We start from the raw sequence: 15814 nt of genomic DNA on the forward strand, positions 1-15814 counted from the left end.
CCGGACAGATTCCCACCGCGGTTGAACACGGTAGGAGTCATCAGCCTTTACGGCGGTTTCGGGGGTACTCCATCCCCATCGGCGCGATATATAGCGCAGACTGCGGCAGGGTGGCAAGGGGAAGACGGACGGCTGGGTGGAGTTGTCGCGGCGAAGAGCCTTCGTCCACAGGTTAGCTCTGCTATGCTGTGAAGGGTCGACCCAATGTCGTTTCCCCCGTCCCTCTCATTCCTGTGCCCTCGTGTTGGCGCAAAGGAGGATCCAGCAGCGGCGTGTCGACGTGGCGAAAGGCTCACTTGTCCCGGGAGTGGGAATGAGCCTTTCCTGCCCAAGAATTTGGCCAGGCTGGATTCCGGGACACCCCTTGTGCGGACACGAGGGCACAGGAATGAGGAAGGTGTCGGTCGGCCTTTCAGCTCGCTCGCGATTTCGCGAATACCTCCCGTCCCCCATCCCCTCCCGGAACGTATCCGAGGAGGGAACGAGGCAAGCGCCGGCCGCCGCCCCTCGCAAACAGCCGGGCGCGGGTAATCAGGCGCGTGCTGTTTGCGGGCCGATCTCCGAGGCGATCTCGGTCACCAGATCGGCCGGGAAGCCGCCTTCGCGGGCGTGGCGGTAGACGGTTTCGGCGCTGTCGGCCTCATGCACGCAATAGATCTTGTCGCCGGCGACATAGCTGGTGATCCAGTTATAGGGACGGTCGAGACCGGCAACCACCTTGTTGGACGTGGCGGAAATCTCCCGCAACTGCTCGGGCGTGAGCTTGGCTGCGCCGGGAATGTTCCGTTCGATGAGATATTTCGGCATGGCGACCTCCTGTTCGCGCTGGCATTGACGGGATGGACGCTACGCCGAAGAGCCAGCCTCCACATCGGGATATCTCCCCATTTTCTTCCTTTCTCCGCCCTATTTGGGCACGCTGCTATTTCCAGCCGCTGGGGATGCTGGCAATAATTTGCCATGCGACTAATCGAGCGCGCCCCCAATCTCGATCATCTGCAGTCGTTGTTGCGCGAAGCCGCCGACGGCCGGGGCCGCCTCGTCCTGCTCGAAGGGGAAGCCGGCGCCGGCAAATCCTCCCTTGCGGCCGCCTTTTCCCGCGCCGTCCCTGCCGAGACACGCGTGCTGTCCGGCGCCTGCGAGAATTTCGGCACGGCCGAGCCGCTCGGTCCCTGGCGCGACATTGCGCGGGAAGCGCGCTGGACGCTGACCAGCGTTTCGGCCGGCAACTGGATTTCCCTCTTTTCCGAAGTGCTCGATCTCCTGGTCGGCGATCGCCAGCCGACGCTTCTCGTCATCGAGGATATTCACTGGGCGGATGACGCCACGCTGAACCTGATCCGCTATATCGGCCGGCGCATCCGCAATACCTGCCTGCTCGCGGTCCTGACGGCGCGGAACGACGACACACCGGGCCAGATGCGGCTGAGGCGGCTGCTCGCTGATATTCCGCCGGCCCATTGGCTGAGGATCGACGTGCCGCCGCTTTCTAAGGCCGCCGTGCTGGAGCTTGCGCAGCAGAAAGGTCTCGATGGCGAGGCGATCTTTTCCGCCACCGGCGGCAATGCCTATTTCGTCAGCGAACTCGTCGATGCCGGAAGCCGCGACCGGTTGCCGGCCACCATCCGCGATGCCGTGCTGGCGCGGGCCGATACCCTTTCGGAGGCAGACAGGGAGGTGCTGTATGCGGGCTCCACCTCGCCCGAGGCCTTCGCCCCTGAGCTGATCGACGCGATCTGCGGCGATGCCTCCCGCACGGCACTGGAAGCCTGCACGGCTTGCGGGCTTCTCGTCCCGGCTGGTGACTTGTTCATGTTCCGCCATGAGATCGCGAGACAAGCGATTGAGCAATCGCTGCCGCCGCTTCGCCGCCGGGCGCTGAACGAGCGCGCGCTCGCCTATTTCCGGCAGTGCGGCGAAGCCTCCGTGGCGCGCATGGTCCACCATGCCAACGAGGCGCAGGATATAGACGCGATCCTGGAGCTCGCGCCGAAGGCGGCGGCCGAGGCCGGCAGGCTCGGCGCCCACCGGCAGGCGGTGCGCCATTACGAACTGGCGCTCGGCCATGCCGCGGCTTTGGACGATGCCAGGCGCGCCTGCCTCTATGAGAGCTATGCCTTCGAATGCCACCTCACCGGCCAGATGGAACGCGCCATCACCGCACAGACGAACGCGCTCACGCTCTACCGCGCCCTTGGGGATATGAGGCATGTCGGCGACAACATGCGATGGCTGTCGCGGCTGAGCTACCTCGCCGGAGACCGCAAGGGCGCCGATGCCTTCGGGCGCGAGGCAGTCGAGGTGCTGGAGCAGGCAGCCGCCCCCGCCGAGCTCGCCATGGGCTATTCCAACCTGTCGCAGCTCGGCATGCTGGCTGGTGACGCGGAAACCGCCATCCTCTACGGCGAGCGCGCCATCGCGCTGGTGACGACGGAAGACATTGCAAGGCCCGAGGTCCTCTGCCATGCGCTGAACAATGTCGGCACGGCCATCTGCTGGCGCGAGCCCGACCGCGCCCGGCAAACACTCGATGAAGCCTTAGCGATCGCCCTCGACCACGGTTTTCAGGAACACGCGGCCCGTGCCTTCACCAACCGCGCCTGGGTGGAAATCCAGCTGCACGCCACCGCTGCCGCCGAAGATATTCTGGCGCGCGGCATCGCTTACTGCATCGAGCACGACCTCGATACCTGGCGCGACTATATGCGCGGCGAGCTTTCCGAACTGCTGACCTTTCTCGGTCGCTGGGACGAGGCCGCTGTAGCAGCGCAAGCCGTGGTCGACAACCAGAATGCCCCGGCGCTCTCCCGCTATCCCTCACTCGTGGCGCTGGCGACGCTCCGCACTCGGCGCGGCGAACCCACTGACGCGCTGCTGCAGGAAATGGAGAAATTCCTCGCAAACACTTTCGAATTCCAGCGCCTGTCAGCCCATGCCGCGCTGATGGCCGAGCGCGCCTGGCTTGGCCTTACCGACGGTGATGCGGCACTGGCCGGTCTGCGGCAGGCCTCATCCCTCTGCAGCGAAGACGCGGCCGGCTCGATGATCGGCTTCTGGGCGCATATTCTTGGCGAGACTGGCTTTGCAGCTGACAGCACGGGGGGTGATGCCGCCGTCATCGCCATGCTCAACGGCCGCTGGCAGGAAGCCGCCGATATCTGGACGGACCGCCGCGCGCCCTATTTCGCCGCCCTTTCCCTGCTCGACGGCGACAGCGACGCGCTCTACCGCGCCCTGACGGCGCTGGAAGCCCTCGGCGCCACCGCCGTCGCCGCCCACGTGAAGGACATGATCCGCAAACGCAGCGGCCGGCTTGCCACGCGCGGCCCGAGGGCAAGCACCCAAGCCAACGCCGCCGGCCTGACGACACGGGAAATGGACGTGCTGCGGCTGATCGACGAAGGCAGGTCGAATGCCGAAATCGGCGCGCGGCTGTTCGTCTCGGCGAAAACGGTGGATCACCACATTTCCTCGATCCTGGCGAAGCTGAACGCGAAATCCAGGGGCCAGGCGGCGGCTGAGGGACGGAGGCTGGGGCTGCTGGGGTAGATTGGGCCTGCCTTATCGTATTGGTAGCTGAAGAAAGTAGATGAAATCCCCTCCCCAACCCATCCCCACAAAGGGGAGGCCTAACCTGGGGCACCGCCTCGCTTGTTCCGAAACGTCGAAGTTCTGGAAAGCCAGTGCGGCAGGTTAAGCCCCTCCCTTTTGTGGGGAGGGGTTTGGGGCGGGGTCTCTGATCGCCCTCGCCGCCACCTCGAACAACTCCGGCACCGCGGGGTTCTTCGCCGTCCGCAAGGCACAGAGCACAACATCGAACCCCGGCGCATCCTCAATCGCCCGCGCAACCACCCCTTCGGCCAGATCGCTGCACAGCGATTGCGGGATCAGCGCCACGCCAAGCCCCTCCTGCACCAGCCGGATGATCGTGTGCTGCAGGCGCGGCTCGAAGGCGTAATGCGGGATGACGCCGCCGGCCGCGCAATAGAGACCGATCCCCGAACGCAAGGTCGGCGCCACCGTCGCGGGCGCGGCAATCAGCTTTTCGCCGGCGAGATCCTGCGGCCCGATGCCTTCGGCCTTAGCCAGCGTATGGCCTGAAGGCACGATCAGGCACAGCCGGTCGCGGGCAAGCAGCAGCGTCCTGAGATGCGATGCCGGGCCGCCGCCGAAAGTGACGGCGGCATCGAGCAAGCCCTCTGTCAGCATCTCCTCGATATCGGTGGGTATGCGCTCCTCCAGGATCAGCCTCACATCCGGCCGTGCCTCGGAGTAAAGCCGCACCAGCGCCGGGATAACGCTATGGGCGGCATGCATCATGAAGCCGAGTTTCAGCTCACCCTTCATGCCGCTCGCAACCAGCTGCACATCACGGCAGGCGGCATCGAACCGTTCAAGCACGGCGCGACAATCGGCAAGGAAATGCTGGCCCGCAGGCGTGAGCGCCACATTGCGCGAGTTGCGCTCGACGAGCCTGACGCCAAGCCGCTTTTCGATGGCTGATATCTGCCGGCTGAAGGGCGGTTGGCTCATGTTCACCCGCGCCGCTGCATGGCCGAAATGCAATGTTTCGGCAAGCGCTACGAAATACCGCATATGGCGTGTGTCCATTCGATACTCCAGAGGTATCAATCAGCATCCGAGATGACATTGGATTATCTTGATCGCAAAAGCTAGGCAAGGATCGCTCCCGATCGCGGAGCTCTGCCGAAATGCCCGAGTTGCCCGATGCTGACGAACCTGTCGATTGTCCTGCCAATCTTTGCTCTCATCCTCGCCGGCTGGATTGCCCGAAAGACCGGGGCGCTTGGCGAAAATGCCACGCGTGAGGTCAACCGGCTGGTTGTCTATCTTGCCCTGCCAGCGCTGCTCTTCGACATCATGGCCAATGCCAGACCCGCCGAGATCTGGCAGCCGGGCTTCATTCTCGCCTTCACATCAGGCTGCGCCGTGATCTTCGGTGCCACGCTCTTCTGGCGCGTCGCCAAGGGCCGGCATCTTGCCGATGCGGCGATCGACGGGCTGAACGCGAGCTATGCCAATACCGGCTTCATCGGCTTTCCGCTCGTTCTGTCATTGGTCGGAGACACCGGTATGGCGCCGACATTGATCTCCACAATCCTCACCGTCTGCGTGCTCTTCGCCATCGCCATCATCCTCATTGAAGGCGGGCTGCAATCCGAAACACGGCGACGCGATATCGCCGTCAAGACCGCCCGGTCGCTTGCCAAAAACCCGCTGCTCGTTGCACCCGCCCTTGGCGCGGTGGTCATGGTCTCGGGTGTGGCGCTCCCCGCCCCCATCCATGCCTTCCTGAAGCTTCTCGGCGGCGCCGCCTCGCCCTGCGCGTTGATCGCGCTCGGCCTGTTTCTCGCCGGTACCAAGGCCGGCGAAGCGAGCGCGCGGGCAACAACGACAAGCATTCTCGTCGGCCTGAAGCTGATCGCCCAGCCCGCCGTCACCTGGCTGATCGCTGCACCGCTCCTGAACCTGCCCCCGGCCGCCACCCATACCGCCGTGCTGCTCGCAGCCCTTCCGACCGGCACCGGCCCCTTCATGCTGGCCGAATTCTACGGCCGTGAGGCAAGCGTCACGGGCCGCGTCGTGCTCGCCTCGACAGTGCTTTCGGTGCTGACGATTTCGGCCTATCTGGCAGTGGCGGGGCGGGTATAGGAACTGGCGGCACCTTTCATCCCAGAGCCCAGGAAATCAGCGCAGCAGTTTATCCATATCCCGCCTCTTGAACCGGCGCGGCGCTGCAGCATGTCCTGACTAATCACTTTTCGTTAGTCGCCATTTCACAGTGTGGCGGTATTTTTGTTCAGGGAGGATGCAGCCATGGAACGCGTAGAGCCTGCAGATGTCGAACATGATGCCCTGACCAAGGTCTGGTCCGTCACTGAGTTCTGCGCGCGACATCGGATCGACGGCAAGGAGGAGAAGCGGCTGCTGCAGCTCTTCGGCACTTTCGCCACCGCCAGCGAACTTCTGCACAACGCCCGCCGCGAGCCACGTTTCCGATAATCATCCGGCAGCATCAGGCATTCGGGAGCAGGCCGTACATCCCCTTCGGCGTGCAGATTTTACCTGCTGTTGTGTGGTAGCCCACCTTTTTTTTCATCCACCGGCTGCACTAGCTTCTGTCGCGGAGACCCGATCCCTGGTGCATGAGGCGGCATGATCCGAAGACGCAATCTACTGGTCGGCGCAACGGCCGCAACCATGCTTGGCACGGCGAAAGTGACCCGCGCCGCCTTTTATCCCGAACCTTCGGGAGCGCCGGGCGCCCCCTTCGGCGATCCCAATCTCAAGCTCGTCGTCATGTCCGCCATGATGGACAAGGGCATCATCGATCTCGGCACGCGCGAGGAGTTGGCGGAACATGTGCTTGACCGCCCCGTCGATCTCGACAGGGAGGGATATCATCCGCTTCTGCCGGTGCGCACCTATCTGGAGCGCTATCCGCTGACGCGGGAGATGCTGGACAAGGTGGATACGCTTTATTTCGACGGCGGCAACACGATCTATTCCTATATCTGGAAATTCTGGGGCGGCGAAGATGAGAGCTTCGATGTGGCCGACATGTCGGGCATCGCCAATTGCCCCAACATCACCACGCTCGATTTCACCTCGATGGTCCGCCTCGTCGATCTCGAAACACTGAGACCACCAATGAAGCTGCAACATCTCACCCTCGGCGTCGATCTCGCCAACCTGCCCGCGCTGCTCGACATGCCCGATCTGCGCGGCGTGAAGATCTACGACGACGATATCTATCGCGATGTCATGACGCCGGGGAGCCCGGCCCGGCAAGTAATGGAGAGGCTGAAGGCGCGCGGCGTTTCAGTCTTCGTTCACTGGATATCAAGTGATCAGGGAGAGCCGCCGGCCTATCAATGAGCAGGCTAGAACAGGCCGACCAGCCGGGCGGAACTGATCGCAAGGCCGGCGATCGCAACCAGCAGGACGGCGCACATGATGATGAGAAAGACCGGGTTCTTCACTGTTGTTCCTTCGAGGTCGGGCATGGCTGGGAGGATGCCCTAGCAGCCGCCGGAAACAACGACAACCATTCCGCCGAGACCTTGTTTCCCGCCTCTCCTTTGCGAACCCGACTGTGCGGGCTGCATCATCGACACCAATTGCTTTTACTGTTCGCGTTTCGTCACTGCCGAACGGATGAAAGTCTAGCCACTTCACCCCGACAACCATCCACACGCTAGCCCTATTCCAACTCAAGAGGTTGGTTCATGGCTACCGTCGTCTCTATCTGCAATCTCGCCCTTTCCAATATCGGCAAGGACAATATCAACGATCTCACCGAACAGAGCGCGGAAGCGCGCGCCTGCAATCAGTTCTATGCGCAGACCCGCGACGTCCTGTTGCAATCCTTCCCTTGGGCTGCGGCGGGCAAGACGCTGGCGCTCGGCGCGCTGGACAACGACAAGCCCGGCGTCTGGCGTCATTCCTACGCGCGGCCGGCAGATTGCCTGCAGATCCGCTGGATCAGGCCGCGTTATTCCGCTGACGTCGCCGCGCCGCCCGAAGAGCTGCACCCCGATCTCGACGAGGCCGGGCGCGAGCTGCAGTACCCCTATGCGCTGGAGGGCGACCGCCTCTATTGCGATCTCTCGCCGGCCCTGCTGCGCTACACCTTCCGCCTGACCGACCCGAGCAGATATGCTCCGCTCTTCGTCGAGGCGCTTTCCTGGCATCTCGCCGTGCGGCTCGCCATGCCGCTGACGCGCGATCCGAAAATCCGCGCCGATGCGATGGCGATGGCGCAAAACAGCCAGCGGGCGGCCGAGCAGGCTGAGGCCAATCAGATAAGGCACACGAGCGAGAATTTCGTCAGCGAACTGATTGCGGTGCGCACCCATGGCTGATTTCCGCGCCTACCAACCCTCCTTCACCGCCGGCGAACTCTCGCCCGCACTCGGCGCGCGTGTCGATCTCACCAAATATCAGAGCGGTCTGCGCACGGCGCTGAATGTCTTTGTGCATCCGCATGGCGGTGTCTCGAACCGGGCCGGGCTGCAATTCGTTCATGAGATCAAGAATAGTGCGCTCCGCGCACGGCTGATCCGCTTCCAGTTCAATACCGAGCAGACCTATATCCTTGAGTTCGGCGACCACTATATCCGCATCTTCCGCGATGGCGGGCTGGTACTCTCGGGTGCGTCCCCCTACGAGGTCGCGACCGCCTACACGGCTGACGATGTGCAGGATCTCGTCTTCGTGCAGGAGGCGGATGTGCTCTACCTCTGCCACGTCAACCACCCCGTGCGCAAACTCGGGCGGCTGGCCGACGACAATTGGACATTGGTCACTGTCCTGTTCAAGCCGCTGATCAATCCGCCGGCGGGCACACCGACGGTCAGCAAACCCGGCGATACAGCGGGCAAGCCGGGCTATGTGGCAACCACATACCGCTATCGCATTTCCGCCGTGGCCGACAGCGGCGAGGAAAGCCTGCCGTCCAATGCCGGCGCCGTCGTCAACGATCTCGCCATCCAGGGCGGCATCAACCGTGTCACCTGGGCGGCGGTGTCAGGCGCGGCGCGCTATATCGTCTACCGCGACGACAACGGTATTTTCGGCTATGTCGGCGGCACGACGGGCCTCTCCTTCGATGACGAGAATATCACGCCCGACCTTTCCGACACGCCGCAGAGCGGCCGCAACCCTTTCGATGCGGCAGGCAATTATCCGCGCTGCGTCACCTTTATCGAGCAGCGCCTCGCCTTCGCCTCGACACAGAACGACCCGCAGGCTGTCTGGCTCAGCCAATCCGCCAATTACGAGAATTTCGGCGTCTCCTCGCCCGCCAAGGCAAGCGATGCCGTCACCTTCCGCATCCGCGCAAGGCAGGTGAACGAGATCCGCTCGATGATCTCGGTGCGCGGCCTGCTGCTGCTGACATCAGGCTCCGAATGGATCGTCACCGGCGGCTCGGCAGCGGATGCGATTTCCCCCTCCGCCATCAAGCTCGATAACCAGGGCTATCGTGGGGCCGCCAAGGTGCAGCCGATCGTCGTCGGCAATACGGTGCTTTTTGCCCAGCGCCTTGGCGGCGTGGTGCGCGACTTCTCCTATGACTATACGCAGGACAGCTATGTCGGGAAGGACCTGACTATCCTCGCCCGCCACCTCTTCAAGGGACGCGAGATATCAGCCTGGGATTATGCCCAGGCGCCCGATTCCGTCGTCTGGGTGGTGCTCGACGACGGGGCGTTGGTCTCGCTCACCTACATGAAGGAGCAGGATGTCTGGGCCTGGACGCGCCACGAAAGCGGCGCCGATGCCGTCTTTGAAGATGTCACTGTCATCGAGGAGAACGGTGAGGACGTGCCCTATTTCATCGTTCGCCGCACAATCAATGGCCAGCAGAAACGCTATATCGAGCGGTTACACAGCCGCGCCTTCGAGGATGTGCAGGATGCTTTTTTCGTTGACTGCGGCCTGACCTATTCCGGGCTTCCGGCCACCACGCTGAACGGCCTCGGCTATCTCGAGGGTCAGACGCTCGTGGCGCTCGCAGACGGCAATGTCGTGCGCAACCTGACCGTCACAGGTGGCAGCGTGCGGCTGCAGAACGCCGCCTCGAAAATCCATATCGGCCTGCCGGTGACGGCGGCGATCCAGACGCTCGATCTCGATGTCGGCCAGGTGCAGGGCCTCGGGACTGTGCAGGGCCGCAGCAAATCCGTTTCCGAAGTGACCTTCCGGGTGGAGAATACCCGCGGCATCTTCACCGGGCCACAGGATGGTGCGCGCGAGGACGGCACATTGGTCGAATACAAACAGCGCCGCAACGAGAACTGGAACGAGGCGATCAGCCTCTATACCGGCGACCTGACCATCACTCCCTATTGGGACTGGAACACCAGCGGCGCCATGTGGGTGAAACAGTTCGACCCGCTTCCGATGACGATCCTGTCCATCATGCCGGATGTCACCCTTGGCCGCTGAAATCGCCATCATCAAGGCGCGGGCGAGCCATATACGCCAGATTGCCGGACGCATGCGCCAGGCCGACCGCGATGAGGTCTTCGCCGCTTCCGGGCGCTCGCCGCTTTCGGGGCTCTCCTTCTCCTACCGCCACTCTTCCCTTGCCTGGACCGCACTCTTCGATGGCCGGCCGGAGGTGATGTGGGGTGTCGGCGATATCAACATCCTAACCGGCATCGGTGCGCCCTGGCTGCTCGGCACGGACGCCGTGGAGAAGAATTTCCGCAGCTTTCTCAAGATCTCGCGCAATTGGCCGGCTCAACTATTGAGCCGCTACGGCTTGCTTCGAAACTTTGTGGATGCGCGCAACGCGATCTCCCTGCGCTGGCTCGAATGGTTAGGCTTCCAGCTGTTCGAGCCGGTCGAGATCAACGGGCATTCATTCCGGCTATTCGAAATGCAGACAGCCCCTAAATCGGGAGAGACGAATGTGTGATCTTGGTCTTGCGCTGACACTGGGCTCGACGCTTCTCGGCGCCGCCGGCCAGGTGCAGCAGGCAAAGGCAACGGCAGAGGCGAACAAATACAACGCCCAGGTCGCCGAAATGAATGCGCAGATCGCCGATAAACAGGCGAAGGATGCAATTGAGCGCGGCAAGCAGGAAGAGCAGCAGAAGCGCCTGCAGACATCCCAGCTCGAAGGCCGCCAGCGCGCGGCGATGGCCGCAAACGGCGTCGATCTCTCCTTCGGCTCGCCGCTCGATACGATCGTCGACGCCGCCAAGATGGGCGAGATCGACGCGCTGAATGTGCGCACCAATGCCTATCGCGAGGCCTACGGCTATAAGGTGCAGGGTACCAATCAGCTCGCGAGCGCCAAACTCGACCGCATGCGCGCCGACGCCGCCGTCAAGGGCGGTTATCTCGATGCAGTGGGAACGATCCTCGGCGGCTCGGGCAAGGTTTACACCCAGGCGAAAACGCTTGGATATATCAAGTGAGGTGAAGAATGCCGACTGTTCCGACCTATCAGGATACGCAGCAGCGCGTAGCACTCCGCCCGGAATATACCGAGGGCTTCACGGTCAGGGCCGATGCGGAGGCGTTCGGCGCCGCCATCGGCCGCGGCATGCAGAATGCGGCAACCGGCCTCGGCACTCTGGCCGATGCCGTCGTGAAGGTCGAAGAGCTGGACAATGCCAACGCCGCCAAGGATCGCCAAACGAAATTCGGTGACTGGTCGCGCGAGGCGCTTCATGGCAAGGGGGGCTTCCTGACACTGACCGGCCGCGCCGCCGTGGAAGGCCGCGCCGCCTTCGAAAAGCTTGCCGAGCAGAAGCGCGCCGAATTCGGCAAGGGGCTGACGCCGGGTGCTGCCCGCACCTATGAAGAGACCAGCCGCGCCAGCATGAACACGCTCCTGGACAGCACGATCCGCCACACATTCGACCAGCGCAAGGCGTGGTTTGCCGAGACTTCGGCCAACAGCATCAAATCCGCCGGCACCGGCGCCGTCGCCGTGTACCGCGATCCGGCCAAGGTGGATGCCGAGATCGGCAAGGGCGTGGCCGAGATCGAGCATCAGGGCCATATGCAGGGCTGGAGCAAGGAAAGGCTCGACCAGGAACGCGCCCGGTTCGTCTCCGACACGACGAAGAATGTCGCGCTGCGCATCGCCAATGACAGCGCCATCAAGGCCGAGCAATATGTGAAAGACGCCCGCGACCGTATGCTGCCGGCCGACAGCACCGCCCTGCTGAAATCGCTGCAGCCCGCCGTCACCGAGGAAAAGGCCCGGCAGAACACAACAGACATCATCGCCGGCCGGCCGCCGACCTATACCGGTGTGCCTGACGCCAATGCCGCTCCCGCAAACGCCGATAGCGGTACAGGCGGCCAGCCGCAGATCGACAGCCCGGTTCAGTCCTCCGCAGCAGGCGCAAGAACCACCGGCCTCGAAACGGACGGCGTCGGCAGCAGAACCGGGGGAACCCGCACACTTGGCGCGCAGCCTTCGACGGGCAAGACAGCAGCCCCGCAGATCGCCCGCTCTCAAACAACTGGCCAGCAACCCGCCGGCCCGCAGGTGTCGACCACTCAGACCCCGCCGCGCCAGCCGGGCGGCGCGGAGGATTTCCGCACCGTTGCCGCCACGCTTACCTTCCCCGGCAAGGTGAAGGACGATCTGGCGGTGGCCAGCTTCGTGAGGAATGCCGCCGGCACCACGGTCGCTCCGTCGCTCCAGCCCTGGTTGACCGATGTCACGGGAGCCGTCCTCGGCATGGCCGCAGGCCCCGTCGGAAGCACTGCGGCCGATGCCACAAGCTTCCGCCATTTCGGCCTGCCGACGCAGACACCCCGCCCCGGCGATATCGTCGTGCTGGACTCGCCTCAAAGCAAAGGTGCCGGGAAGAACGGCGGCAACACCCCGGATGATCGCGAGAAGGGTCAGATCGGCATCTTCCGCGGCTACGACGCCGACGGCAACATCCTCGTGCTCGGCCGCGATCCCAGACGCGCCGGCGAAACCGCGCTGACGGCCCATACCGCAAACCAGATCATCGGCTTCCGCACATCCGGCACCGTCGACGAGAAAACCATGTCCTTGCCGAACTACAATCCCGAGAGCTTGCGCAGGATCGAAGAAAGCCTGAACAGCATCGCCGACCCCGCCTTGCGCGCCGCCACCGAGGCACAGCTGAACGGCTATACCGTCTCGCTGAAGAAGGCGATCGACGCCCAGCGCGTGCAGGTGCAGGAATGGGCCAACAACCAGGTCATCGCCGACCCGACCTTCGACCCGACGAAACTGCCCGTCCACATCCAGCAGGCCATCGGCCCATCCGGCATGCTGGCGCTGCGCGACTACAAGGAAAAAGTCCGCGCCTACGGCCAGCCGGCGACGGACACGCAGACGCTCTACGACCTGCAGACCGAGTTCGCCAGGGATCCGGCGGCCTTCTCGCAGATCGATCTCCTTGGATATCGCTCCAAGCTCTCCGACAAGGACTGGGAAAAGGTCACCGGCTGGCGGCAGATGGCCCTCACCGACCAGCGCCAGGCCCGGCTCGAAAGCCTGGATATCAATAGTGCCTTCGAACTCGCGAAACCTCAGCTGGAATCGCTCGGCTTCTTCGCCCAGGACGGCGGCTTCGCCACCTCCTACAGTGTCCCGCACCGCGTCGCTGAGTTCCGGTTAGCGCTCCTGGACCAGATGGACGTATTCAAGGACAAGAACGACGGCCAGAACCCGACCCAGAGCGATATCCAGAAAATGATCAACCGCCTGCTGTTCCCGATCGTCATCAGCTCGCCGGGCTCATTCGTCACTGGCTGGAATCCCACAAAAGACCGCGGCCGCCTTTATCAGGCAAACTCGCTTGCCGACGATCAGAGCTACGATATCGCCGTAGAATATCAGGATATTCCACGCGATCTCAGGCAGTCGATCGAGGCGGATTTGACGAAGAAAAACCGCAGGAAGCCGTCTCAGGACGAAATTGTGAATGAGTACGAGACATCCATACTTAATCGCTGAGTGACAGGGAAAACCTGGCGGCGAGAAATCGCAGGCACCCTGGCAAAAGCCTCACTTTCCGACCGACGCCTTCTCGAATTTCCCCTTCAGCCTTACCACTTCATCCGCCGTCCGCCACCGCCAGCCACGCATTGATATAGTGCTGCGGCCCGTAGACATGGCCGTAGCGCCTGCTGTCACAGCCCCGTGACGAGGCAAGACCGTCTCGCCGCTCAAGGCCGATAGTCGCCACGTCAGGCCGACAACCTTCCTGAGCCTATGGTTCAGGAAACCAGAGGTACAATCATATGACCATTTCGAGCGAGATAAACCGATCCGGCCCGTATAATGGGGACGGCGTCACCATGGCTTTCGAATACCAGTTCAAAATCCTGGAGCCCCATCATCTCCAGGTGATCCGGACGGACGCATCTGGCACGGATTCGATCCTGGTACTCGACGCCGACTACACAGTGACCGGCGCTGGCAACGATGGCGGCGGCAGCGCGGTCATCGTGCCGGCTCCGGCGGACGGCACCAGGATAACTCTGCTGCTGGACGTGCCCTTCACTCAGGAAACCGATCTGGAAAACCAAGGCGCCTATTATGCGGAGACAGTCGAGCAGGCGCTTGACCTCGTCGTGATGAGGCTCCAGCAACTCAAGGAGAGAGCGGCCCGTGCAGTCACCATCCCGCCGTCGTTCGATTCAGCAACGATCGACAAGCTGATTGCGGACGTTCTGGCGCTCAGCGGCAAAGGCGATGCGCTGGAGGCCGTCGCCGCCGTCTCGCAATACCTGGAGACTGTGGCTGATATTGCCGATGACATTCCCAATGTTGCCGATCTGACGCAAACTGCCCAGCAAAAAGCCGCTGAAGCGGCTCAGTCGGCGACGGACGCAAATGCCAGCGCTGGCCTTGCGGCCGCCTATGCAACGAATCCGGAAGATACTCCGGTCGCTCGTTCGGGAGGGCTATTTTCAGCCTTTCATTGGTATCGCAAGACGCTCGCGATCTACAACGACGTTGCCAATACCCTTGCCGGCTGGCTTCACGGTGCAGCAGCAAAGACCGACATCGTCGATGCCGACGAATTCGCCATTGCGGACAGTGCGGCAGGCTGGGGTCTAAAGAAGGTTCTGGCAAGTAGTGTTGTCAAATATGTCTGTGTTGCTACCGGACTTGATTTCTTTACAGGATTCATCCCCGCTTATGCCGGCGTTGCGTCCGTAACCATCGCCCCGGGCGTTGGCTGGTTTGGCGGCAAGAAGCATCAGACAACCCTTGTGACGGCAAAAACGCTTGTTCAGCTACTCGATACGGGGGCTGTGCAGGCGTCAAAAACCTATTTCCTGTATGCCGTTAGGAATTTATCAGATGGCACCACAGATTTCGTCATGTCGCTGTCGGGATCAGAGGCAGGAGTCACGAAGCCGGCCGGGTGGGAATGCTTGCCCGGGAGCCGCGTCGGCCTCGTCATCACAAACGCATCGGGGAATATCGTTCCGTTCTGGCAAACGGGCAACGAGGTCAAAACCGATACCTATACGTGGTTCACGGCCAACGCCAATGTGCAGGGCTTGGCAATACCGAGCAATATCCCTGTGGGACTGAGTGTAGATGTCTGGGTGCTGATTGACACCGTTGTTGCAAGCACGGGACAAGACTGCCTCGGGATTGTCTCAGATGCCGCTGCTGCCAGCTACACAACCGGTGCTGCCCATCAAGTGCGATGCCGATCGCGCTCAGGCAATGATTATCCCGACCAAAGTGCTGCAGCAGGCAAGGCGCGCAGCAATGTTAATGGTCAGCTCTGGAGGTACGTCTCGGTAACGAGCACGGCGGCTGCTGCCTCCTTCTTCGTATGCGGCTGGCATGATTACACCTGCAAGAGGCTATTTGCATGACCACTGTGTACGTTCGCTACGATGGAGCCGGGACGATCCTCGAAATATTCACCCGTGATCAGCCCAATTTGGATCTCATCGCTCATGACGACCAAGAGCCCGCCATTGCGAAATACCTTCGCGACCCAACGGGGTCGGAAGACCGCTTCCCGCCCCTCCGGAAGTGGCAGCTCTGGCTAGCCGCTCTCGAACTCGAACCGCCGATCTTCAAGGCCGATGTCCTCTCGGCCGTCGACCGCTTGTCCGATCTGTCGGCGAAGGACAAGGAAACGGTGCGCATCATGATCGAAGACGCACAGGACTATGCGCGCGAAGATTCGCGCATTGATCTGCTCGCGGTGGCCATGGGCATTCCGCCAAACCAGATGGACGATCTCTGGAGATGGGCGGCACTGATCGAGCCTGCGTGATGTAAGCTATCGTAAAACAGCCAGCGGGC

The 15814-nt window shown here is 62.5% G+C and carries 14 protein-coding genes and 1 riboswitch; of the genes, 11 read left to right on the forward strand and 3 right to left on the reverse strand.

Annotation, left to right across the window (positions count from 1 at the left end; all coding sequences use genetic code 11):
- Positions 1–24 precede the first annotated feature (24 nt).
- A riboswitch (Fluoride riboswitch) is annotated at positions 25–86 on the reverse strand.
- 445 nt (positions 87–531) lie between these two features.
- On the reverse strand, positions 532–807 hold the full coding sequence (locus FHT78_RS01985; protein ID WP_183739811.1) for a DUF4242 domain-containing protein: 276 nt from the start codon (positions 805–807) through the stop codon (positions 532–534).
- Between the two features lie 153 nt (positions 808–960).
- Between FHT78_RS01985 and FHT78_RS29590 the strand changes: the two genes are divergently transcribed.
- Positions 961–3549: a helix-turn-helix transcriptional regulator gene (locus FHT78_RS29590; RefSeq protein ID WP_183739813.1), complete on the forward strand. Its 2589-nt coding sequence runs from the start codon at positions 961–963 to the stop codon at positions 3547–3549.
- A 144-nt stretch (positions 3550–3693) separates the two neighbouring features.
- Here FHT78_RS29590 and FHT78_RS01995 read toward each other — a convergent pair whose 3' ends face one another.
- Positions 3694–4611: a LysR family transcriptional regulator gene (locus tag FHT78_RS01995; protein ID WP_183739817.1), complete on the reverse strand. Its 918-nt coding sequence runs from the start codon at positions 4609–4611 to the stop codon at positions 3694–3696.
- A gap of 117 nt (positions 4612–4728) precedes the next feature.
- Here FHT78_RS01995 and FHT78_RS02000 point away from each other — a divergent pair, with 117 nt between their 5' ends.
- The 3 genes from FHT78_RS02000 to FHT78_RS02010 all read left to right on the forward strand — a co-directional run bounded on the left by FHT78_RS02000 (position 4729) and on the right by FHT78_RS02010 (position 6900).
- The gene (locus tag FHT78_RS02000; protein WP_183739820.1) at positions 4729–5673 is read left to right on the forward strand and encodes an AEC family transporter; all 945 of its coding nucleotides are present in this window, start codon (positions 4729–4731) and stop codon (positions 5671–5673) included.
- Positions 5674–5838: 165 nt separating this feature from the next.
- Entirely contained in the window at positions 5839–6024 is a 186-nt protein-coding gene (locus FHT78_RS02005; protein WP_183739823.1) for a hypothetical protein, read from the forward strand.
- Positions 6025–6177: 153 nt separating this feature from the next.
- Positions 6178–6900: a hypothetical protein gene (locus tag FHT78_RS02010; RefSeq protein ID WP_183739826.1), complete on the forward strand. Its 723-nt coding sequence runs from the start codon at positions 6178–6180 to the stop codon at positions 6898–6900.
- A 5-nt stretch (positions 6901–6905) separates the two neighbouring features.
- On the opposite strand, the gene FHT78_RS29595 is transcribed toward FHT78_RS02010, so the two are convergent.
- Positions 6906–7028, reverse strand: a complete 123-nt coding sequence (locus FHT78_RS29595) for a hypothetical protein (RefSeq protein WP_281412825.1) — start codon at positions 7026–7028, stop codon at positions 6906–6908.
- Positions 7029–7250: 222 nt separating this feature from the next.
- Between FHT78_RS29595 and FHT78_RS02015 the strand changes: the two genes are divergently transcribed.
- From FHT78_RS02015 to FHT78_RS02045, 7 genes are all read left to right on the forward strand, one after another.
- Positions 7251–7886: a hypothetical protein gene (locus FHT78_RS02015; protein ID WP_183739829.1), complete on the forward strand. Its 636-nt coding sequence runs from the start codon at positions 7251–7253 to the stop codon at positions 7884–7886.
- Positions 7879–9972, forward strand: a complete 2094-nt coding sequence (locus FHT78_RS02020) for a hypothetical protein (RefSeq protein ID WP_183739832.1) — start codon at positions 7879–7881, stop codon at positions 9970–9972. The genes FHT78_RS02015 and FHT78_RS02020 overlap by 8 nt, the downstream gene beginning before the upstream one ends.
- Positions 9953–10447 (forward strand): hypothetical protein, encoded by a 495-nt coding sequence (locus tag FHT78_RS02025; protein ID WP_183739835.1) that lies wholly within the window; start codon positions 9953–9955, stop codon positions 10445–10447. Before FHT78_RS02020 ends, FHT78_RS02025 begins: the two co-directional genes overlap by 20 nt.
- Positions 10440–10952 carry a hypothetical protein gene (locus FHT78_RS02030; protein ID WP_183739838.1) on the forward strand — a complete coding sequence of 171 codons (513 nt, stop codon included), beginning with the start codon at positions 10440–10442 and terminating at the stop codon, positions 10950–10952. The genes FHT78_RS02025 and FHT78_RS02030 overlap by 8 nt, the downstream gene beginning before the upstream one ends.
- 8 nt (positions 10953–10960) lie before the next feature.
- The gene (locus tag FHT78_RS02035) at positions 10961–13489 is read left to right on the forward strand and encodes a hypothetical protein (protein ID WP_183739840.1); all 2529 of its coding nucleotides are present in this window, start codon (positions 10961–10963) and stop codon (positions 13487–13489) included.
- A 287-nt stretch (positions 13490–13776) separates the two neighbouring features.
- On the forward strand, positions 13777–15375 hold the full coding sequence (locus tag FHT78_RS02040; protein ID WP_183739843.1) for a hypothetical protein: 1599 nt from the start codon (positions 13777–13779) through the stop codon (positions 15373–15375).
- A complete protein-coding gene (locus FHT78_RS02045; protein WP_183739847.1) occupies positions 15372–15785 on the forward strand; it encodes a hypothetical protein in 414 nt (137 codons plus the stop codon). Before FHT78_RS02040 ends, FHT78_RS02045 begins: the two co-directional genes overlap by 4 nt.
- Positions 15786–15814 lie beyond the last annotated feature (29 nt).

Origin of the sequence: Rhizobium sp. BK196, assembly GCF_014193255.1 — a bacterium.
Lineage (GTDB): Bacteria > Pseudomonadota > Alphaproteobacteria > Rhizobiales > Rhizobiaceae > Rhizobium.

Bases quoted from the DNA above. Each gene is read 5' to 3' on its own strand.
- FHT78_RS01985 (WP_183739811.1), bottom strand. From the start codon at position 807: ATGCCGAAATATCTCATCGAACGGAACATTCCCGGCGCAGCCAAGCTC.
- FHT78_RS29590 (WP_183739813.1), top strand. From the start codon at position 961: ATGCGACTAATCGAGCGCGCCCCCAATCTCGATCATCTGCAGTCGTTG.
- FHT78_RS01995 (WP_183739817.1), bottom strand. From the start codon at position 4,611: ATGGACACACGCCATATGCGGTATTTCGTAGCGCTTGCCGAAACATTG.
- FHT78_RS02000 (WP_183739820.1), top strand. From the start codon at position 4,729: ATGCTGACGAACCTGTCGATTGTCCTGCCAATCTTTGCTCTCATCCTC.
- FHT78_RS02005 (WP_183739823.1), top strand. From the start codon at position 5,839: ATGGAACGCGTAGAGCCTGCAGATGTCGAACATGATGCCCTGACCAAG.
- FHT78_RS02010 (WP_183739826.1), top strand. From the start codon at position 6,178: ATGATCCGAAGACGCAATCTACTGGTCGGCGCAACGGCCGCAACCATG.
- FHT78_RS29595 (WP_281412825.1), bottom strand. From the start codon at position 7,028: ATGCCCGACCTCGAAGGAACAACAGTGAAGAACCCGGTCTTTCTCATC.
- FHT78_RS02015 (WP_183739829.1), top strand. From the start codon at position 7,251: ATGGCTACCGTCGTCTCTATCTGCAATCTCGCCCTTTCCAATATCGGC.
- FHT78_RS02020 (WP_183739832.1), top strand. From the start codon at position 7,879: ATGGCTGATTTCCGCGCCTACCAACCCTCCTTCACCGCCGGCGAACTC.
- FHT78_RS02025 (WP_183739835.1), top strand. From the start codon at position 9,953: ATGTCACCCTTGGCCGCTGAAATCGCCATCATCAAGGCGCGGGCGAGC.
- FHT78_RS02030 (WP_183739838.1), top strand. From the start codon at position 10,440: ATGTGTGATCTTGGTCTTGCGCTGACACTGGGCTCGACGCTTCTCGGC.
- FHT78_RS02035 (WP_183739840.1), top strand. From the start codon at position 10,961: ATGCCGACTGTTCCGACCTATCAGGATACGCAGCAGCGCGTAGCACTC.
- FHT78_RS02040 (WP_183739843.1), top strand. From the start codon at position 13,777: ATGACCATTTCGAGCGAGATAAACCGATCCGGCCCGTATAATGGGGAC.
- FHT78_RS02045 (WP_183739847.1), top strand. From the start codon at position 15,372: ATGACCACTGTGTACGTTCGCTACGATGGAGCCGGGACGATCCTCGAA.